Source organism: Nonomuraea sp. NBC_00507, from assembly GCF_036013525.1.
In the GTDB taxonomy this organism is placed as follows: Bacteria; Actinomycetota; Actinomycetes; order Streptosporangiales; family Streptosporangiaceae; genus Nonomuraea.
In genome coordinates this window covers 9,431,524-9,450,952 of record NZ_CP107853.1, presented here as the reverse complement: position 1 = coordinate 9,450,952, position 19,429 = coordinate 9,431,524, and the positions used below count along the sequence as shown (strand labels likewise).

The window sequence follows — 19,429 nt, the reverse complement described above, 5'->3', positions numbered from 1 at the left end:
GCCGTCAGGCGCGTCCGGCCGCCGGGGCTTCGGCGCTCATGAGGGGTCTGACGCGGTCGCACGTGGCCGTGACGGCGTCCAGCGCGCGCTGGGACGCCGGGTCGGCGGCACGGTAGATGACCAGCCGCTGGCCCGGAGCCTGCAGCGGGGCCAGCACCTCGTATTCGACGGTCAGCGGGCCGGCCGTGGCGTGCCGCAGCCGCTTCTTGCCCCGGCCGTTCACGCGGACGTCGCGCAGCGCCCACAGGCGGGCCACCTCCTCGCTGCCGGAGGTCAGCTCGTCGATCAGCTCCGACAGGGCCGTGTCGTCGGGGTGGGCCGCCCACGCCGCCCGCAGGTCCGCGATGCCTTCGCGCAGCGTGCGCTCCCGATCGCGGTAGAAGTCGCGCAGGCCCGGGTGCAGCGTGCACAACCACATGCTGTTGCGCTGCTCCGAAGGCAGCGCGCCGAAGTCGACCACCAGAGCCGCCATCTCCGGGTTCCACGCGATGATGTCGAACCGGTGGTTGAGCAGCATGGCCGGCAGCGGGGACAGGTCGAGCACGAGCCGGGAGACCGGACCCGCCTCGTCAGCGGTGGCCCGCAGGCGCGCCGTGCGGCGCGTGGTCGGCCGCTGCTGGGCGAGGTCGAACAGGTAGACCCGCTCGTCCTCGTTGAGGCGCAGCGCCCCGGCCAGCGCCTCCAGCACCTCAGGCGATGGACGCAGGCCACGGCCCTGCTCCAGGCGGATGACGTAGTCGACGCTGACGCCGGCCAGCTCGGCGACCTCTTCCCTGCGCAGGCCGGGGGTGCGGCGCTGGGAGCGGCGGGCGGGCAGCGCGACGTCGCGCGGATCCAGGCGTTCGCGGCGGGTGCGCAGGAAGGCCGCCAGTTCGCGGGTCTGGTCCACGGTGCTCATCGGTTCAATCTTATGACTGGGAAGGCCAGTCCCAGGAAGAGCTTTCCCTTACGCGCCGCTCGCCCGCGCAGGAGCCTGGATGCCATGACGACTCTTGACACCTATCGGTTGCTCGGCCGCTCCGGCCTGCGGGTCTCGCCGCTGGCCCTGGGGACCATGACGTTCGGGACGGATTGGGGCTGGGGCTCGGACAAGGACGAGTCCCGCCGGATCTTCGACATCTACCTGGACCGCGGCGGCAACTTCATCGACACCGCCAGCCAGTACACAGAAGGCAGCGCCGAGACGATGCTCGGCGACTTCGCGGCGGGCCGGCGCGAGCAGCTGGTGATCGCCACGAAATACACCATGGCCAGGCGCCCCGGCGATCCGAACTCCGGCGGCAACCACCGCAAGAGCATGGTCCAATCGGTCGAGGCGAGCCTGCGCCGGCTCAACACCGACTACATCGACCTGCTCTATTTGCACGCCTGGGACTTCACCACTCCCGTCGAGGAGATCTTGCGTGCCATGGACGACCTCGTCAGGATGGGCAAGGTCCTCTACGTCGGCATCTCCGACGCGCCCGCCTGGCAGGTCTCCCGCATGCAGGCCATCGCCGACCTGCGGGGCTGGGCGCCGCTGATCGCCCTGCAGATCGAGTACAGCCTGGTCCAGCGGACGGTGGAGCGCGATCTCATCCCGATGGCGCGCGAGATGGGGCTCGGCGTGATCCCGTGGTCGCCGCTGGCCAGCGGAGTGCTGACCGGCAAGTACACCAGGGCCGACCTCGACGCCGGCGAGGGCACAGCCGACCCCTCAGGAACCCGCAAGAACGTGGCGGCGGCCAACGGCGCGCTGACCGAGCGGGCCCTGGACATCGCCGACGTGGTCAAGCAGGTCGCCGGTGAGCTGGGCGTGAAGCCGTCGCAGGTCGCGCTGGCCTGGACGACGCTCAACCCCGGCGTCACGGCGCCGATCGTGGGGGCGCGTACGCCGGCACAGCTCGAGGTCAACCTGGGCGCGCTCGACGTGCGCTTCACCGAGAGCCAGCTGGCCGCGCTGGAGGAGGCCAGCCGGGTCGAGCTCGGCTTCCCGCACGACTTCCTCGCCTCGCCCATGCCGCGCCAGGTCGTCTTCGGCGGCGCCGAGATCGACCTGACCCGCTGACCCCGCCGCGAGCTGGGGCGAAGCGGACTTCTCGGTGTGGTCCGCTTCGCCCCTGATCGAGAGGAATTTCACTACGAAGTTGCATCAGTCGATGACTGTCGGGAAGATGCAGGTTCTGCGGCAAGTCGGCGGATGGGGGAACAATGCGGCGAGTCGCCTCTGGCTGGACGGCACTGGCTGCCGTGGTCGCGCTCGCCGCCTGCTCACCCACGCCCCCCGCAGGCGGCGGCACCCAGAGCAAGCCGACCAGCCCCTCCGTCCAGCATGCCGACTTCCTCGTCTTCTACGCCGCGGGCCGGCACCAGCAGGCCCTGAAGGCCGTCGAGCGGGCGGGCGGCACCACCGTGGGCGAGGACCCCAGGCTCGGCTACCTCCTGGCCGACGGCGGCGGCAGGACCTTCGCAGAGGACCTGGGAACCGACCCGGCCATCGTCGGTGTCTCCCCGGATCGGGCCATCGGCTCGACCGCGGCCCGCCGTACGGGACCCGCGGCCCGCCGTACCGGACCCGCAGCCTTCCCCGACGCGTCGGCGCTCCTCGCGAGCCGCCCCGGCGAGCCGCTCGCCGGCCTCCAGTGGGACATGCGGATGATCGGCGCCGACCGCGCGAACGCCAAGGTGCCCGGCAGCAGGCAGGTGCTGGTCGGCGTCATCGACACCGGCATCGACGGCAAGCACCCCGACATCGCGGCCAACTTCGACCGCGAGCTCAGCCGCAACTTCGTCACCGACAAGCCCAAGGACGACAACGGCGAGACGCTGGACGGCCCGTGCGAGGCCAAGGACTGCAAGGACCCGGTCGACGAGGACGACGACGGCCACGGCACCCACGTGGCCAGCACCATCGCCGCCCCGATCAACGGCATCGGCATCGCCGGCGTCGCCCCGGACGTGCGGCTGGTGAACATCCGGGCCGGCCAGGACTCCGGGTTCTTCTTCCTCAAGCCCAGCCTCGACGCGCTCACCTACGCCGCCGACATCGGCGTCGACGTCGCCAACCTGAGCTACTTCGTCGACCCCTGGCTGTTCAACTGCACGAACAACAGATCCGACTCCAGGAAGCAGCAGCTCGAGCAGCAGGCCATCATCACCGGCATGCAGCGGGCCATCGACTACGCCCGCGGCAAGGGTGTCACCCTGGTCTCCGCGCTCGGCAACGGTGCCGCCGACCTCGGCCGCCCCACGGTCGACGACAAGAGCCCCGGCTACCCCGAAGGCGAGCAGAAGGTCCGCAGGGTCGACAACTCCTGCATCAACGTGCCCGCCGAGTCCAACGGCGTCATCTCCGTCTCCTCGATCGGCCCTTCCGGACGCAAGGCCATCTACAGCGACTACGGCGTCGAGCAGACCGACCTGTCCGCCCCAGGCGGCGACGTGCTCGACGGCACGGGCGCCAAGGCCACCCGGTCCATCCTGGGCGCGGCTCCCGAGCGCGTGCTGCGCGCCGCCGGCCGGATCGACGCCTCGGGCAACCCGAAGGGCGCGGACGTCGTACGGGACTGCACGCGCAGCCCGTGCTCCTACTATCAGTACCTGGACGGCACCTCCATGGCCGCCCCCCACGCCACCGGCGTCGCCGCCATCCTCATCAGCCGCTTCGGCAAGCCCGGCGCCGGAGGGGCGCTGTCCCTCGCCCCCGCCACCGTCGAGGACCTCCTCTACAAGAGCGCCGCCCAGAAGGCATGCCCGACACCCCGCCAGTACGTTTACAAGTCCTACGGCCAGACCGACACGCACATGTGCGAAGGAGAGCAATCGCGTAACGGTTTCTACGGCCGAGGCATGGTGGACGCCTGGAAGGCGGCTACCTTCGAACCATGATGTATCGCCTCGTCGCGGACGCCGCGATGATGGTGCACTTCCTGTTCCTCGCCTACATGGCGGTGGGCGGATTTCTGGCGTGGCGGTGGCGGCGGACGATCTGGGCCCACCTCGCCGTGGTCGCCTGGGGTGTGTTGTCGGTCGTCACCGGGGTAGAGTGCCCGCTGACCCTCGCCGAGGATTGGGGGCGGCGGCAGGCCGGGACGCAAGGGCTGCCGGCGTCCGGCTTCATCGACCACTACATCGAGGGCGTGATCTACCCGGAGGAGTACACGAACTTGGCACGCCTGGGGGTAGCCGTTCTCGTGCTGTTCTCCTACGTCGGGTACGTTCTCCGGCGTCAATGACTGCCAAGTGGTCTGTACCAATTAAGGTAGGACTCGTGACTCGTCGCGCGAAAATCGTCTGCACCCTAGGCCCTGCCACTTCGTCCGAAGAACGCCTCCGCGAGCTGATCGCCGCGGGCATGGACGTGGCGCGGTTCAACCTCAGCCACGGCAATCATGACTTGCACCGAGAGGTCTACGACCGCGTGAGGAGGGTGGCGGCCGATCTCGGCCGTGGCGTAGGCGTGCTCGCCGACCTGCAGGGCCCCAAGATCCGCGTGGGCACCTTCGAAGAGGGCCCCGTCAGGCTCGGCTTCGGCGACGTCTTCGCCATCACCACCGAAGACGTGCCGGGAGACCGCGAGCAGGTCTCCACCACCTACAAGGGGCTGCCCTACGACGTGCGGTCCGGTGACACGATCCTGGTCGACGACGGCCGCCTCGTGCTCGAGGTGACCCGGGTCGACGGCGATCGCGTCGTCACCCGCGTCGTCATCGGCGGCATGATCTCCGACAACAAGGGGCTCAACCTGCCCGGCGTCAACGTCAGCGCGCCCGCGCTGACCGACAAGGACGAGGCCGACCTGCGCTGGGCGCTGCGCACCGGCTGCGACATGATCGCCCTGTCCTTCGTCCGCCGCCCGTCCGACGCCGACGTGGTGCGCAACATCATGGAGCAGGAGGCCGTGCGCCTGCCGCTGCTCGCCAAGATCGAGAAGCCGCAGGCCGTCGACCGCCTCCCCGACATCATCGAGGCCTTCGACGGCATCATGGTCGCCCGCGGCGACCTCGGCGTCGAGCTGCCCCTGGAGCAGGTGCCGATCGTGCAGCGGCGCATCATCGAGCTGTGCCGCGAGAAGGCCCGCCCGGTCATCGTCGCCACCCAGATGCTCGACTCGATGATGAGCGCCCCGCGCCCCACCCGTGCCGAGGCCTCCGACGTGGCCTACGCCGTCATGGACGGCGCCGACGCGATCATGCTGTCGGGTGAGACGTCGGTCGGCAACTACCCGATCGAATCCGTCTCCACGATGGACCGCATCGCCTGCGCCGCCGAGGCCTCCTCCCTGCGGGCCACCCACACGCTGGAGCGCATGCCCGAGACCACGGGCGGCGCCATCGCGCGGGCCGCCGCCGAAGTGGGCGCCATCGTCGGCGCCAAGGCGCTGATCGCCTTCACGATGTCGGGCGAGACGGCGCGGCGGCTGGCCCGCTACCGCTCCCCGATCCCGCTGCTGGCCTTCACCTCGGCGCCCCACGTGCGGGGACAGCTGTCGCTGACGTGGGGGGTGGAGACCTTCCACGTGCCGTTCGTGCATCACACCGATGACATGGTGCGGCAGGTCGAGGCGTCGTTGTTGTCGCTGGGACGGCTGGAGAAGGGGGACAAGGTGGTCATCGTGGCCGGCTCGCCTCCCGGCACCCCGGGCTCCACCAACGCCCTGCGCGTCCACACCATCGGCTCGGCGGTGTCCCACGCGAGCTAGATCTTCATTTCTTACGGCAGGCCACCTGGGCTCCAACCGCCGACGTTGGTGACCGGCCCTCCAGGGGGACGGTTACCAGCTTCACCGCCGCGCCGCCGTGACGGCGCAACCTTGACTGAGGCCGTGGTCTGCGGCTGGGCCGTGTGGCGCGCCGTCGGAGACGGTTCATGGTGCCGCAACGCAGTGCGCTACCCGCCATGCGCCAGCCTGAGCTCCGCTGCGTTGCCTGGCTGCGAGCCGCCGCTGTCGTGCTGCGCCTCAGCGGGACCCGGTTGCCGTCCTGTCGGCTGCTTGCGCCACGGCGCGACTCCGTTGCCGTCCTGTCGGCCTGAGCCTCAGCGCGACCCCATTGCCGCGCTGCAGGCCTGCGCCATAGCGCGGTGCCCGAAGGCCTCGTGCCCGGCGCGCCAGCCATTGTCATTGCCCTCGCGCCGGTCTGTGCTCCGCGCGTGGCGGCTGGAGCCTCTTGCAGCGACGCCCTGCTCCAGGGCCTTACGCACGTGGCCGGCTGCCGTGCCGTGGTCCGGAAGGACGGTCACGGGCAGCCGGCGCGCCTACCCGGGGCCGGGTTGGCCGGCTCGCCTCAGTTGGCGTGGAGGGCGGCGTTGAGCTCGATGCCGGTGCCCGTGCGGGGGACCGCCTCGACGGCGCCCGACTGGGAATTGCGCCGCAGGAGGATCCCGCTCCCGCCGGACAGCTCCGCCGCCTTGACCACCTTGCCGTCGGGGAGGGCGACCTTCGTGCCCGCCGTCACGTACAGGCCGGCCTCCACCACGCAGTCGTCGCCCAGCGAGATGCCGATGCCGGCGTTCGCGCCCAGCAGGCAGCGCTCACCGATCGAGATGACCTGCTTGCCGCCGCCCGAGAGCGTCCCCATGATCGAGGCGCCGCCGCCCACGTCGGAGCCGTCGCCGACCACGACGCCCGCCGAGATCCGGCCCTCGACCATCGAGGAGCCCAGCGTGCCGGCGTTGAAGTTCACGAAACCCTCGTGCATGACCGTCGTGCCGCCGGCCAGGTGCGCGCCCAGGCGTACCCGGTCGGCGTCGGCGATCCGCACGCCCGACGGCAGCACGTAGTCCACCATCCGCGGGAACTTGTCCACCCCGTAGACCGTCACCGCGCCCCTCGCCCGCAGCCGCAGGCGGGTCTGCTCGAAGTCCGGCACCGGGCACGGCCCGAAGTTGGTCCACACGACGTTCGCCAGCAGGCCGAAGACGCCGTCCAGGTTGGCCCCGTGCGGCTTGATCAGGCGGGCGGAGAGCAGGTGCAGGCGCAGGTAGACGTCGTGGGCGTCCACGGGCGCCTCCGACAGCTTGGCGATGCCGGTGCGCACCGCCACCACCTCCACGCCCCGCGCCGTGTCCGGGCCCGTCAACGAGGCCAGCTCACCGGCCTCGGCGGCGGACAGCCGCTCGGTGCCCGAAAGGGGCGCCTCGCCCAGCTCAGGAGCGGGGAACCAGGTGTCGAGTACGGTGCCGTCGGCGGCAATGGTCGCGAGGCCGACGCCGAACGCGCCGGTCGAGGTGGGATCGATAGCAGTCGTCACGGGCCCCAAAATACCGGTCCGCGGCTCACCCCAGAGCATCAGGCCGGGGCGGGTCAGCCGAGGGCGCCCAGGTCGGCCGAGAGCCAGCGTTCCGGGCGCATCACGAATGTCACGAGCGCGTGCAGGTCCGCCCCCTGCACATAGCCCGCCGCCGCGTCCGGCGGCAGGTATCGGGCGGAGATGCGGGTCAGGTCCTCCAGCGTCGTGGGATCGGTACGCACGACAGGCCCCTCCACCGACACGTACCGATACGTCGGGCTGACCCGCTGGACCAACATCGAGAACCGGCCCGCCTTCGCGATCAGCTTCGCCTTGACCGAGTCGCCGTCCGTCAGGAAGCGGAGCTCGCCGCCGGGGCTGTAGTCGTACCAGACGGGCACCGCCAACGGCCCCCGGCCGTCGCCCGCCTCGACCGCCAGGCCTGCGATGTGCGGCTCCGCCAGGAAGGTCTCCCGCTCCGCCACGCTCAACGGCATCCCGCCCACCCCCGTATTCGTTGATCTCCAGTCGGCTATTCCCGGTGGGAGCGGTCCCGAAAAGCCGCCACCCGTCGTCAGGCCGGCGCGGGGGACAGGCGTTCGGCGACGGCCGAGGCCATGGCAGCGGGGACAGCTGTGGTGACGCCGGAGATCCTCGTCCTCGTGCGCGCGCAGGGCACCCGCCATTTCTGGACCGCTCCAATGGAGACGCCACACAACTCGGCCACCGGGCGATCGAAGAGGCCCTGGGCCGAGAGTCGGAGGGCTCGCTCCACAGTCTCACGAGAGTGCACGAGGCCAGAATGGCGAACGTCACCGACAGTTTTCGGCTCGCTACGGTGCCGGAAGCGGGATTCGAACCCGCACGCCCTTTCGAGCAGACGCTTTTGAGGCGTCCATGTCTGCCATTCCATCATTCCGGCTGAAAATCCGGACTTGTCCGGATCGTTGGCACACCCCACCGCCAATGTTGATCAGCTGCACGGCGCCAGCGTGGCTCCAATGTACCGGACGTCGGTACTCTTCTGCTCGTGAGTACGCAGCGGCGAGTAGTGATCGCGGAAGACGAGGCCTTGATCCGCCTCGACCTCAAGGAGATGCTCCAGGAGGACGGCTACGTCGTCGTGGGCGAGGCCGGGGACGGTGAGCAGGCGATCCGGCTGGCCGCCGAGCTGAGGCCCGACCTCGTCATCCTGGACGTCAAGATGCCGGTGCTCGACGGCATCTCAGCGGCGGAGCGGATCGTGGCGGAGCGGATCGCCCCGTGCCTGATCCTGACCGCTTTTTCCCAGCGTGATCTGGTGGAACGGGCACGGGACGCGGGGGCGATGGCCTATCTGGTGAAGCCGTTCACGAAGGCGGATCTGGTGCCGGCCATCGAGATGGCGGTCAGCAGGCACGAGGAGATGGTCGCGCTGGCGGCCGAGGTGTCGAGCCTCTCGGAGCGGCTGGAGACGAGGAAGCTGGTGGAGCGGGCGAAGGGTCAGCTGATGACGCAGCACGGCTGGACGGAGCCGCAGGCGTTCCGGTGGATTCAGAAGGCGTCCATGGACCGGCGGTTGAGCATGCGCGAGGTTGCCCAGATCGTTATAGACGACGCGGCTGAGCGCAGCTGAGCGGCGTCGTCGCGGCCGCGATCCGCCGGGTGCCGGCTGCGGTTCTCCGGGGCCGGCCGACGGTCAGCCCTCCAGGCCGCACACCTTGGCCGCCCACTTGATGAGGCGATCCTGCTCCGGCTTGGGCGGTGTCACGATGACCACGCGTTCCTGGCCTCCGTCGACGCTGGCCCGCACGGGGAACAGGAAGGCCTTCTTGGCCTCGGCGAAGGCGTGTGCGTCGCAGCGGCCCGGGGTGAGCGTGATCGGCACCTCCAGTCGCTGCGCGCCGGCCTCGAGCGTCCCGAGCGGCCGCCGTTCGGGCGTGACGATGTAGTGGGTGGTGCCGCCTATGTCGTTCAGTGTCATGTTGCCAGGGGTGCGGCGGGTGATCACCAGCGTGCCCAGCATGGCTTTGCCCGACTGCTTCCATTCCGGGCCGAACTCGATGCCGGCCACCTGCCTGATCAGGTATTCGGAGCATTCGTCGCGCAGCAGTCTGGCCAGCAGCGGGTCGGGGTGGGGGACGTTGAAGACCACCTTGTGCGGCTGTCCTGAGCCTGTGCTGAGGTGGGCCACGACCGTGGCCGGGCGCACCTCGGGCAGGCCCTGAGGCAGGCAGTTGCCGGCGCCGTAGGGGATGCGCAGGTCCGTACGCTCCGTCCGCTTGATGATGGCGTCGGTTTTTTGTGCGGGGAGCGTTTTGAACGAGGGCGTGACCAGTTGGAGGTCGGCGAAAAACACTGGCGTGTTCGTCGTATTGCGGACGGCTACGTGGAGCGCGTGCAACGGTTCGTCGGAGCGCCACTGCACCAGTGAGACGGATACGCCGGCGGGCGGTGTGGCGGGAGGCGGCGAGGGTGGCTCGGACGTGGAGCAACCGGCGGCGAGCATGGCGACGGCAAAAGCCCGGGTAAAACGCTTCACTCGATGCACTTTAAGCGTCCTTGCCCAGGTCCGTAAGTTGAGGACTGATTACGACTCCGCATCCAAGTGCCGACAGTTCTTCACGAGACCTGGTTGGAACACGCTCCATTTTGTACGTTTCCGTTATTCGATCGGGAACGTTCGGCAGAGCTGACCGATCCCGACCTTGATTGAAGGAGACACTTCATGATCCGCATTGCTCCCGTGGGGCGGGCGCTGGCTGTCGTGGCTGCCACCAGCCTCGCCCTGACAGCCTGCGGCGGTGGCGGCGGCGACACCGCCACGCAGACTTCGCCAAGTTCTGCGGCACCCGCCTCGTCGGCACCCGCGGCGAAGGGTGACGGCACTCTTACCCTCGGCACGCTGCTGCCCCAGACCGGTTCGCTCGCCTTCCTCGGCCCGCCCGAGTTCGCCGGGGTCGACCTGGCGCTCAAGGAGATCAACGAGGCCGGGGGCGTGCTCGGCAAGCCGGTCGCCAAGTTCGACACGGACTCTGGCGACACGACCACGAACATCGCCTCGCAGTCGGTCGACAAGCTGCTGGCGCAGAAGGCCGACGCCATCATCGGCGCCGCGTCCTCGTCGGTGTCGCTGTCGGTGATCGACAAGATCACGGGCGCAGGCGTGGTGCACTTCTCGCCGGCCAACACCTCCGACGAGCTGACCACGGTCGCGGACAAGAACCTGTTCTTCCGCACGTCGCCGCCGGACAAGCTGCAGGGCCGCGTGCTGGGTGACCTCATCGTGGCCGACGGCAACGACACGGTCGGCATCATGGCGATGCAGGACTCCTACGGCACGGGCCTGGCCGACCAGGTGCAGAAGACCGTCACCGACGGCGGCGCCGAAGTGGTCGAGCGCGTGGACTACGACCCGAAGGCCGCCGACTTCTCGGCCGACGTGGCCAAGCTCAAGGCGAAGAACCCCAAGGGCATCGTCCTGATCGGGTTCGAGGAGACCGCCAAGGTGGTGCAGGAGCTGGTCAAGCAGGGCCTGCCGGCGGACAAGCACAAGTGGTACATGGTTGACGGCAACACGTCCAACACCAACTACCTCAAGATGCCTAAGGGTACGCTTGACGGCGTCAAGGGAACCATCCCCGGTGCCGCGGCTCCGGAGGACTTCCAGACGAAGCTCCGCGAGGTGAACCCCAAGCTCGAGGACTTCAGCTACGCCCCCGAGTCCTACGACGCGGCGAACCTGATCGCCCTGGCCGCCGAGGCCGCCAAGAGCGACGCGGGCGTCGACATCGCGGCCAAGCTGGCGGAGGTCAGCAAGGGCGGCGACAAGTGCAAGAGCTTCAAGGAGTGCGTCGACCTGCTGAAGGCCGGTAAGGACTTCGACTACGACGGCGTGAGCGGCCCGGTCGAGTTCAACGAGGCCGGTGACCCGGCCGTCGCCACCATCGGCATCTACCAGTACGGCGCGAACAACAAGTACGCCGCCAAGGCGCTCGAGTACCGCACCGGCAACATCGCCGGCTAGTACACGCCAGCAGCAAGCAACAGGGCCCGGCCGCCACGGCCGGGCCCTTCGCTATTCGCAGCCCGCCACGATCCGGTCGGCGGCCGCCCGGTACCGCTTCAGCAGTGCCACCTGCCGCTCACGTGGCACGTCGTTCCTGGACAGCCCCGCGGTCGTCGTCTTGACGGTCTCCACGGCCCCGCTGAGCGAGCGGGGTAGCCGGTCGCCGAACTGCAGCGTGATGCCGCGGGCCTCCGCCAGGCGGCCGATCAGGGCGTCCTCGAAGTGTTGCCGGTCCTCCTGGCCCCTCGGCTCCAGCATGAGGCCGGCGTACCCGATGGCGGAGACGACGCGGGCGCAGGGGCTGTCGGCGGGGTCTCCGCCGGTGCTGTACTGCTGCGCCCCTGTCTGATTCCGGGGGGACTCGTCGTCCTGGCAGCCGGCGAGCAGGACGGGCAACATGAGCGCGACTGCCGCTAAACGTTTCACAGCGCTCATTAAAAACGGCGAAGGGGCCCCTGGGGAGCCCCTTCGCCGTATTGATCGGGATTTACGCCTTGGCCAGCGTGCCGAGGTACAGCTCGATGACCTTGGGGTCATTGGCGAGCTGCCGCCCGGTGCCGGTGTAGGCGTTGCGGCCCTGGTCGAGGACGTAGCCGCGGTGGCAGATCTGCAGGCAGCGGCGTGCGTTCTGCTCCACCATGATCACCGTGACGCCGGCCTTGTTGATCTGCTGGGCCTGGAGGAACACCAGGTCCTGCAGCTTGGGGGACAGGCCGGCGGACGGCTCGTCGAGCAGCAGCACCGACGGCTCGGTCATGAGTGCCCGGGCCATCGCGACCATCTGCCGCTCACCGCCGGACAGGGAGCCGGCGCGCTGCTTGCGCCGCTCCTTGAGCGCGGGGAACAGCTCGGCGACGAACTCGAAGCGCTCCTTGAACTTCGCGGGCACCTGGAAGGCGCCCATCTCGAGGTTCTCCTCGATGGTGAGGCTGGGGAAGACGTTGTTGTTCTGGGGGACGTAGCCGACGCCGCGCGAGACCAGCGAGTGCGCCTTCATGTTCGTGATGTTCTCACCCTTGAGCAGCACTGTGCCGCTGCGGATGTTGACCAGCCCGAACATGGCCTTGAGCAGCGTCGACTTCCCGGCGCCGTTGGGGCCGATGATGCCGATCAGCTCGCCGTCTTTGACGTAGAGGTCGGAGCCGTTGAGGATGTTGACGCCCGGCAGGTAGCCGGCGATCAGCTCGTCGCATCGCAGCACGGCGTTCTCGGCGCCCTCCAGGTGGGCGCTGCGGTCGGTGACGGCCGCCTTCGACTGGGCGGCAGGCTCTGCGGCGTTCACTTCTGCGTCTCCTCTTCGATCTCGGCCTCCAGCGCCGCCTCAGCCTCGTGCAGCTGAGCCTCGAGCTCGGTGTCCGACAGGGGCGCGTCGTGGTGCGCCCCCAGGTAGGCGTCGATCACACGTTCGTCGGACATGATCGTCGACGGCGGGCCCTCGGCGATGACCGCACCCTGCGCCATGACGACCACCCAGTCGCTGATGTCGCGGACCATGTCCATGTCGTGCTCGACGAACAGCACCGTCATGCCCTGCTCACGCAGGTCCTTGACGTGGCCGAGCAGCGACTGGGTCAGCGCCGGGTTGACGCCGGCCATGGGCTCGTCGAGCATGACCAGCTCGGGCTGCACCATGAGCGCGCGGGCCATCTCCAGCAGCTTGCGCTGGCCGCCGGACAGCGATCCGGCGAAGTCGTCTCGCTTGGCGTCGAGCTTGAACCGGGCCAGCAGTTCTTCGGCCCGCTCCGTGATCTCGTCCTCCTGCCCGCGCCAGAAGCTCGGCACGAGGGCTCGCCAGAAGGTCTCGCCCTTCTGCTGCTGGGCGCCCAGGCGCATGTTCTCCAGCACCGTCAGCCTGGACAGCGCCTTGGTGAGCTGGAAGGTGCGCACCATGCCCGAGCGGGCCACCTTGTGCGCGGGCACGCCGCTCATGGAGCGCCCGTTGAACGTCCACGAGCCGGAGTCGGCCGTGTCGAAGCCGGTGAGCTGGTTGAAAAACGTGGTCTTGCCCGCCCCGTTGGGCCCGATCAGCGCGGTGATGGAGCCGCGCTGGATCTCGACGTGGTTCACCTCGACGGCGGTCAGGCCGCCGAACCGGCGCACCACGTTGTCCACCACCAGGATCGGGTCCGGCTTGGGCACCCCCGGCTCGCGGGCCAGGTCCTTGAAGACGGCCAGCGCGGCGGACTTGCGGTCGGTGGTCATGGCTTCAGCGTGCATCGATTGCTATCTCCCTCTTGTCACCGAAGATGCCCTGTGGCCGGAAGACGAGCAACAGGATGAGGCCGAGACCGACGAAGATGTACCGGAACGCACCGACTTGACTGGTGTCCATGAAGGTGATGTACCCGGCGCTGACCGCCTCGGTCAGGATGCCGTAGACCAGGACGAGCAGCACCCAGAACATCATCGACCCGACGATGGGGCCCAGGACGCGGGCGGCGCCGCCCAGGATGACCATCGTGTAGAGGAAGAACGTGGTCTCGGTGCCGAAGATGTCCGGCTGGACCGAGCCGAAGGCCAGGCCGTACACGAAGCCGCCGAGACAGCCGACGACGCCGCCCAGGATGAGCGACTGCATCTTGTACGAGAAGACGTTCTTGCCGAGGCTGCGCACGGCGTCCTCGTCCTCGCGGATGGCCTTGAGCACGCGGCCCCATGGGCTCTTCATCAGCAGGTAGACGATGCCACAGCACAGGGCGATCAGCACCCAGCCGACGAGTATCACCCACAGCTGCCAGTGGGGGAAGAAGATCGGCACCGGGCCGAGGTTGAAGCCGTAGTCCCCTTCGGGGAAGGGGTTCAGCGCGTAGAACCCGTCGGAGAAGCCGCGCCGTCCGTCGGAGCCACCGAAGACGCTCTTGAACTGCACCGAGCGGAAGACGAGCCGGATGATCTCGGCCACCGCGATGGTGACGATGGCCAGGTAGTCGGCGCGCAGATGCAGCGTCGGTATGCCCATGATGATCGCCAGGAGCACCGCGGCCGCGATGCCGATGGCGATGCCGATCCAGAAGGGCAGGCCCAGGACGGTGACGGTGACGGCGAGCCCGTAGCCGGCCACGCCCATGAACGCGGCCTGACCGAAGTTGAGCAGGCCGGTGTAGCCGAAGTGGATGTTGATGCCGATGGCGGCGAGTCCGTAGAGCACCGTCTCCACGCCGATGGCGGCCTTGATGGTGGTGCTGAAGATCGTGATCCAGTCCATTCTGATCCTCCCCCGATCAGCCGATCCGCTCGCGGCGGCCCAGGATGCCCTGCGGCCGGACGAGGAGCACGATGATGAGCACTGCCAGCGCGCCGACGCTCTTGAGCTCCGGCGGCACCCACAGCGTGGAGACCTGGATGAACAGGCCCACCACGAGCGAGCCGACCAGGGCGCCGAAAGCGGTGCCGAGGCCGCCGAGCGTCACGCCGGCGAAGATGAGCAGCAGGATGTCCTGGCCCATTGTGTACTTCAGGTTCTGCGAGAGCCCGAGCATGATGCCGGCCAGCGCGGCGATGGCGGCGCCCACGGTCCAGATGATCCTGATCACCCGGTCGACATTGATGCCGGACGAGGCCGCGAGCGCGGGGTTGTCGGCCACAGCGCGAGCCGCCTTGCCGGTCCGGGTGCGCATCAGCGCGAAGCCGACGACGACCAGGACGGCCAACTCGATGCCCATGGCGTAGAAGTTCTTGGGGGCGGCCGAGATCGGCCCCACCTCGATGCCCGGCTGCGCGGTGTACTGCGCGTAGGCCTCGGTCTGGCCCCCGAAGAAGATCAGGAACGCGTAGCGCATGAAGAGCGCCACGCCGATCGAGATGATCATCATGGCGATGGTGCCCGTGCCGCGCCTGCGCAGCTGGCCCCAGAACAGGCGGTCCTGGCCGTATCCGAGCCCCCCGGCCACCACGACCGCGATCAACGCGGCGGGTATCAGATGAAGCCCGAAGCCCACGTTGAACGCGTAGGCGAGGAGCGCGCCGAGCGTGACCAGCTCGCCGTGGGCGAAGTTGGTCAGGCCGGTCGTGCCGTAGATGAGCGACAGACCGAGCGCGGCCAGGGCGATGATGAGGCCGAGGTTGAGTCCCTCGAAGGTCAGCTGTGCGGCCTGCGTCCAGAACGTGCTGCCGCCGGTGTCGTCCTGCGGCTGCTGGCCCGGGGCCGTCTTGGGCTGGAGGGCGAACAGGACCGTGGAGCAGTTGCCCTCATAGACGGTCGGCGTGCGGACATTGTTGCCGCCGCGCACCTCGGCGTTCTGCGGAAGGGTGCTCGGATCCAGGGTGACCTTGTACTTGCCCGGGTCCTCTAGCTGGACGTCCCAAGTGCCTTGAGCGTTGGTGGTGACCTCCTTGACGGGTTGTCCGCCCTCGGTGGCCACCGAGATTTTGGCGCCGTTCACTGGCTGGCCTTGGAGTTTGAGTGTTCCCCTCAGTCCCTGGCAGTCGGCGGGACCCGCATGGGCGGGTCCGGCCAGCAGGATGATGAGTCCACCCAGGAAGGCCGTGAACGCGATCACGGCTCTGCGCAATGGTGCTCCCTCAAAGTTAGGTCAAGGCGGGGTTGTGCCCCTCCATCTCGACACGCGCGCATCGCAGGCACAACTGGGATGCAATGGCCGGAGCCTAATCTGGTGACGCCCGGTTCAGGGTCGTTCGTCACCAATTAGTGACAACTGTGTGTCACTCATGTGAGGAAACAACACGCCAGGTCAGGGGCTACATCGGGGGAGACGCCTGGCGCTTCGCAGAGACAGATCAGTAACGATTTTACGAAAACATGGACGAGCCCACGGGGTGGCCTTTGGGGCCGTGTAGGGCGGAACATCCCGCTTGCGCGGAGCCAACACATGATCCACTGGGTCTCCGCGCGGGCTCACGGGAGCATCCCCGCAGGCGCGGGCCGATACACGTTATCTACTGGGCCTCCCCGCAGGCTCGCCCGTCCGGTCAACCGTAGCGACCCACGGGGGCGCAGCGCAAAGGATCCACTGAAGTGACCGCGGGGTCAGCGGTCGCGCAGCATGCAGGTGAGGCGGGAGGTGCAGACGCGTCGCCCCTGCTCATCGGTGATTTCGATGTCGTATGTCGCCAGCGTGCGGCCGCCGTGCAACCTGGTCGCGACGCCCGTGACGTACCCCGAGGAGGCCGCGCGGTGGTGGGTGGCGTTGATCTCGATGCCCAGCGCGAGGCGGTCGGGACCGGCGTGGATGGCCGCGGCCACCGAGCCCAGCGTCTCGGCGAGCACTGCCGAGGCGCCGCCGTGCAGCAGCCCGTACGGCTGCGTGTTGCCCTCCACCGGCATCCGGCCCACGACCCGCTCAGGCCCGGCTTCGAGGAACTCGATCCCCATGCGCTGGGCCAGCGTGCCGTCGTGCATGTCGCTCAGCACAAGGAGATCCTGGGGGTTGGTCTGCGTCAAAGGGACGTCTCCACTCTTCCGAGCTCAGGTTTTCTGTCGCAGTCGCAGACTAGGCTGCGGGTGTGCCGAAGAGTGAAGTGACCCCCAACCGCCCATGCCTGTTGCTGCTCGACGGGCATTCGCTGGCCTACCGCGCCTTTTTCGCGCTCAAGGACGCCAACCTCATGACCACCGACGGTCAGCACACCGAGGCGGTCTACGGGTTCACCTCGATGTTGACCAACGTCCTGCGCGACGAGCAGCCGACCCATGTGGCGGTGGCCTTCGACAGGTCGGAGCCGACCTTCCGTCATGAGGAATACTCCGACTACAAGGCCAACAGGAGCGAGACGCCCGAGGACTTCCGCGGGCAGATGCAGCTCATCTTCGAGCTGCTCGACACGCTGCGCATCCCGCGCCTGTCCAAGGCCGGGTTCGAAGCCGACGACCTCATCGCCACGCTCGCCACCCGCGCCTCCGCGCAGGGGATGAGCGTCCTCATCGTCACCGGCGACCGTGACGCGCTGCAGCTCGTCGACGACAAGGTCACCGTCCTGATGACCCGGCGCGGCATCAGCGACATGACGAGGTTCACGCCCGAGGCGGTCGAGGAGAAATACGGCCTGACCCCGGCGCAATACCCGGACTTCGCGGCCCTGCGCGGCGACCCCAGTGACAACCTGCTGAGCATCCCCAGCGTGGGGGAGAAGACCGCGGCCAAGTGGGTGCGCGAGTTCGGCTCGCTGACCGCCCTCGTCGACCGGGTCGACGAGGTCAAGGGCAAGGTCGGCGACAAGCTGCGCGAGCACGTCGCCCAGGTGCTGATGAACCGGCGGCTCACCGAGCTGCTGCGCGACGTCCCACTGGAGGCCGAGCTCGAAGACCTCCAGCAGGGCACCTGGGAGCGCGAGGAGATCAACAAGCTGTTCGACACCCTGCAGATCCGCGGCGAGTTGCGTGAGCGCGTGTTCAAGGTGCTCGGCACCGGCGAGCAGGAGCCCGACCAGGGGTTCGAGGTCGAGACCGTGCTGCTCGGCCCCGACCGGGTGGCCGGCTGGCTGGCCGCGCTGCCCGAGGGCCGCGCCGGGCTCGCCGTCAAGGGCGTCTACGGCAGCGGCACCGGGCGCATCGACGCCATCGCCATCGCCTCGCCCACCGGCACCGCCGCCCACATCGATCCCGTCAAGCTCACCGAGGCCGACGAGGCCGCCCTGCGGGCCTGGCTGGCCGACGAGACCAAGCCCAAGGCCGTCCACGACGCCAAGGGTCCCATCCTGGCCCTGTGGGCGCAGGGCATGGAGCTGCGCGGCCTCGGCTGCGACACCGCCCTGGCCGCCTATCTGGCGATGCCGGGGCAGCGCACGTTCGCGCTGGAGGACCTGGCCCGCCGCTACCTCAACCGCGACCTGCGGGCCGAGGAGGAGTCCCACGGGCAGGCCGCGCTGTTCGGCGACGACGAGGACGCCCCTGCCAAGGACCTCGCGCTGCGCGCCCACGCCGTGCGTGAGCTGGCCGAGGCCCTGGAGCGCTTCCTCGCCGGGCGCGGCGGCACCCACCTGCTCGGCGAGGTGGAGCTGCCGCTGCTGAGCGTGCTGGCCGAGATGGAGCGCGCGGGCATCGCCGTCGACAACGAATACTTCGCCGGCCTGGAGGCCGAGTTCGGCGCCGCGGTCAAACACGCGGTGGAGGAGGCGCACCGCGCCGTCGGCGAGCAGTTCAACCTGGGCTCGCCCAAGCAGCTGCAGGAGATCCTCTTCGTCAAGCTCAACCTGCCCAAGACCAAGAAGATCAAGACCGGCTACAGCACCGACGCCGACCAGCTCGCCTGGCTCGCCACCCAGACCGACCACGAGCTGCCCACGATCATGCTGCGCCACCGCGACCAGCAGAAGCTGCGCACCACGGTGGAAGGGTTGATCAAGGAGGTCGGCGACGACGGGCGCATCCACACGACGTTCAACCAGATCATCGCCGCCACCGGCCGGCTCTCCTCGGAGAAGCCCAACCTGCAGAACATCCCGATCCGCACCGCCGAGGGCCGCCGTATCCGGCAGGGCTTCGTGGTCGGCGAGGGCTACGAGACGCTGCTGACGGCCGACTACAGCCAGATCGAGCTGCGGATCATGGCCCACTTGTCGGGCGACGAGTCGCTGATCGCCGCCTTCGAGTCCGGGCACGACTTCCACCAGGCCACCGCGGCCCGCGTGTTCGACCTGCCGCCCGAGCAGATCGACGGCGACCTGCGTGCCCGCATCAAGGCCATGAACTACGGCCTGGCCTACGGGCTGTCCGACTTCGGGCTGTCCGCGCAGCTCAACATCCCGGTGGCCGAGGCGCGGGCGCTGAAGGAGGAATACTTCCAGGAGTTCGGCGGCGTACGCGACTTCCTGCACGCGATCGTGGCCCAGGCGCGCACCGACGGCTACACCGAGACGATCATGGGCCGCCGCCGCTACCTGCCCGACCTCACCAGCGACAACCGCCAGCGCCGCGAGATGGCCGAGCGGATGGCGCTCAACGCCCCCATCCAGGGCTCGGCTGCCGACATCATCAAGGTCGCCATGCTCCACGTGCACCAGGCGATCCGCGAGGAGAGGCTGGCCTCCAGGATGTTGCTCCAGGTCCACGACGAGCTCGTGTTCGAGGTGGCGCCAGGGGAGCTGGAGCAGCTCAAACAGCTCGTGTGCGACCAGATGAACGCCGCCTATCACCTGCGGGTGCCGCTGGAGGTCTCCGTGGGCGTCGGGCGCACGTGGGAGGACGCCGGTCACTGATCTTCGCGGGCGCTCACGA

17 protein-coding genes and 1 tRNA gene are annotated in these 19,429 nt (G+C 68.9%); 7 read left to right on the top strand and 11 right to left on the bottom strand.

Annotation, left to right across the window (positions count from 1 at the left end; genetic code table 11):
- Positions 1-4: 4 nt before the first annotated feature.
- The gene (locus tag OHA25_RS45575; RefSeq protein ID WP_327583105.1) at positions 5-898 is read right to left on the bottom strand and encodes a helix-turn-helix domain-containing protein; all 894 of its coding nucleotides are present in this window, start codon (positions 896-898) and stop codon (positions 5-7) included.
- 84 nt (positions 899-982) lie between these two features.
- Here OHA25_RS45575 and OHA25_RS45570 point away from each other — a divergent pair, with 84 nt between their 5' ends.
- From OHA25_RS45570 to pyk, 4 genes are all read left to right on the top strand, one after another.
- The gene (locus OHA25_RS45570) at positions 983-2,047 is read left to right on the top strand and encodes an aldo/keto reductase (protein WP_327583104.1); all 1,065 of its coding nucleotides are present in this window, start codon (positions 983-985) and stop codon (positions 2,045-2,047) included.
- Positions 2,048-2,190: 143 nt separating this feature from the next.
- Positions 2,191-3,867: a S8 family peptidase gene (locus OHA25_RS45565; RefSeq protein ID WP_327583103.1), complete on the top strand. Its 1,677-nt coding sequence runs from the start codon at positions 2,191-2,193 to the stop codon at positions 3,865-3,867.
- Positions 3,864-4,214, top strand: coding sequence for a DUF2784 domain-containing protein (locus tag OHA25_RS45560; RefSeq protein WP_327583102.1), 351 nt, complete (start codon positions 3,864-3,866; stop codon positions 4,212-4,214). The genes OHA25_RS45565 and OHA25_RS45560 overlap by 4 nt, the downstream gene beginning before the upstream one ends.
- Positions 4,215-4,249: 35 nt before the next feature.
- Complete coding sequence (pyk, locus tag OHA25_RS45555; RefSeq protein ID WP_327583101.1) at positions 4,250-5,680, top strand: pyruvate kinase; 1,431 nt, start codon at positions 4,250-4,252, stop codon at positions 5,678-5,680.
- 583 nt (positions 5,681-6,263) lie between these two features.
- On the opposite strand, the gene dapD is transcribed toward pyk, so the two are convergent.
- From dapD to OHA25_RS45540, 3 genes are all read right to left on the bottom strand, one after another.
- On the bottom strand, positions 6,264-7,229 hold the full coding sequence (dapD, locus tag OHA25_RS45550) for a 2,3,4,5-tetrahydropyridine-2,6-dicarboxylate N-succinyltransferase (RefSeq protein ID WP_327583100.1): 966 nt from the start codon (positions 7,227-7,229) through the stop codon (positions 6,264-6,266).
- Between the two features lie 53 nt (positions 7,230-7,282).
- Positions 7,283-7,705: a pyridoxamine 5'-phosphate oxidase family protein gene (locus OHA25_RS45545; protein ID WP_327583099.1), complete on the bottom strand. Its 423-nt coding sequence runs from the start codon at positions 7,703-7,705 to the stop codon at positions 7,283-7,285.
- A gap of 342 nt (positions 7,706-8,047) precedes the next feature.
- Positions 8,048-8,130: transfer RNA gene (locus OHA25_RS45540), tRNA-Leu, on the bottom strand.
- A 108-nt stretch (positions 8,131-8,238) separates the two neighbouring features.
- Here OHA25_RS45540 and OHA25_RS45535 point away from each other — a divergent pair.
- Positions 8,239-8,823 (top strand): ANTAR domain-containing response regulator, encoded by a 585-nt coding sequence (locus tag OHA25_RS45535; RefSeq protein ID WP_305922050.1) that lies wholly within the window; start codon positions 8,239-8,241, stop codon positions 8,821-8,823.
- 63 nt (positions 8,824-8,886) lie between these two features.
- Here the strand turns inward: OHA25_RS45535 and OHA25_RS45530 are convergent, their stop codons facing one another.
- On the bottom strand, positions 8,887-9,729 hold the full coding sequence (locus tag OHA25_RS45530) for a hypothetical protein (RefSeq protein WP_327583098.1): 843 nt from the start codon (positions 9,727-9,729) through the stop codon (positions 8,887-8,889).
- Between the two features lie 186 nt (positions 9,730-9,915).
- On the opposite strand from OHA25_RS45530, the gene OHA25_RS45525 reads away from it, so the two are divergent.
- Positions 9,916-11,214, top strand: a complete 1,299-nt coding sequence (locus OHA25_RS45525; protein ID WP_327583097.1) for an ABC transporter substrate-binding protein — start codon at positions 9,916-9,918, stop codon at positions 11,212-11,214.
- 51 nt (positions 11,215-11,265) lie between these two features.
- On the opposite strand, the gene OHA25_RS45520 is transcribed toward OHA25_RS45525, so the two are convergent.
- From OHA25_RS45520 to OHA25_RS45495, 6 genes are all read right to left on the bottom strand, one after another.
- Complete coding sequence (locus OHA25_RS45520) at positions 11,266-11,682, bottom strand: hypothetical protein (RefSeq protein ID WP_327583096.1); 417 nt, start codon at positions 11,680-11,682, stop codon at positions 11,266-11,268.
- A gap of 61 nt (positions 11,683-11,743) precedes the next feature.
- A complete protein-coding gene (locus tag OHA25_RS45515; protein ID WP_371825905.1) occupies positions 11,744-12,538 on the bottom strand; it encodes an ABC transporter ATP-binding protein in 795 nt (264 codons plus the stop codon).
- Positions 12,535-13,458: an ABC transporter ATP-binding protein gene (locus tag OHA25_RS45510; protein WP_327583095.1), complete on the bottom strand. Its 924-nt coding sequence runs from the start codon at positions 13,456-13,458 to the stop codon at positions 12,535-12,537. Before OHA25_RS45510 ends, OHA25_RS45515 begins: the two co-directional genes overlap by 4 nt.
- A 4-nt stretch (positions 13,459-13,462) precedes the next feature.
- Positions 13,463-14,461 (bottom strand): branched-chain amino acid ABC transporter permease, encoded by a 999-nt coding sequence (locus OHA25_RS45505; protein WP_327583094.1) that lies wholly within the window; start codon positions 14,459-14,461, stop codon positions 13,463-13,465.
- A 16-nt stretch (positions 14,462-14,477) separates the two neighbouring features.
- The gene (locus OHA25_RS45500) at positions 14,478-15,767 is read right to left on the bottom strand and encodes a branched-chain amino acid ABC transporter permease (protein WP_327583093.1); all 1,290 of its coding nucleotides are present in this window, start codon (positions 15,765-15,767) and stop codon (positions 14,478-14,480) included.
- A gap of 476 nt (positions 15,768-16,243) precedes the next feature.
- A complete protein-coding gene (locus OHA25_RS45495; protein WP_127940588.1) occupies positions 16,244-16,615 on the bottom strand; it encodes a PaaI family thioesterase in 372 nt (123 codons plus the stop codon).
- A 104-nt stretch (positions 16,616-16,719) separates the two neighbouring features.
- Here OHA25_RS45495 and polA point away from each other — a divergent pair, with 104 nt between their 5' ends.
- Complete coding sequence (gene polA / locus OHA25_RS45490) at positions 16,720-19,410, top strand: DNA polymerase I (protein ID WP_327583092.1); 2,691 nt, start codon at positions 16,720-16,722, stop codon at positions 19,408-19,410.
- The last annotated feature ends 19 nt before the right edge of the window (positions 19,411-19,429 follow it).

Bases quoted from the DNA above. Each gene is read 5' to 3' on its own strand.
- OHA25_RS45560 (WP_327583102.1), top strand. From the start codon at position 3,864: ATGATGTATCGCCTCGTCGCGGACGCCGCGATGATGGTGCACTTCCTG.
- OHA25_RS45545 (WP_327583099.1), bottom strand. From the start codon at position 7,705: ATGCCGTTGAGCGTGGCGGAGCGGGAGACCTTCCTGGCGGAGCCGCAC.
- OHA25_RS45525 (WP_327583097.1), top strand. From the start codon at position 9,916: ATGATCCGCATTGCTCCCGTGGGGCGGGCGCTGGCTGTCGTGGCTGCC.
- OHA25_RS45510 (WP_327583095.1), bottom strand. From the start codon at position 13,458: ATGACCACCGACCGCAAGTCCGCCGCGCTGGCCGTCTTCAAGGACCTG.
- OHA25_RS45495 (WP_127940588.1), bottom strand. From the start codon at position 16,615: ATGCACGACGGCACGCTGGCCCAGCGCATGGGGATCGAGTTCCTCGAA.
- OHA25_RS45565 (WP_327583103.1), top strand. From the start codon at position 2,191: ATGCGGCGAGTCGCCTCTGGCTGGACGGCACTGGCTGCCGTGGTCGCG.
- OHA25_RS45570 (WP_327583104.1), top strand. From the start codon at position 983: ATGACGACTCTTGACACCTATCGGTTGCTCGGCCGCTCCGGCCTGCGG.
- OHA25_RS45505 (WP_327583094.1), bottom strand. From the start codon at position 14,461: ATGGACTGGATCACGATCTTCAGCACCACCATCAAGGCCGCCATCGGC.
- OHA25_RS45575 (WP_327583105.1), bottom strand. From the start codon at position 898: ATGAGCACCGTGGACCAGACCCGCGAACTGGCGGCCTTCCTGCGCACC.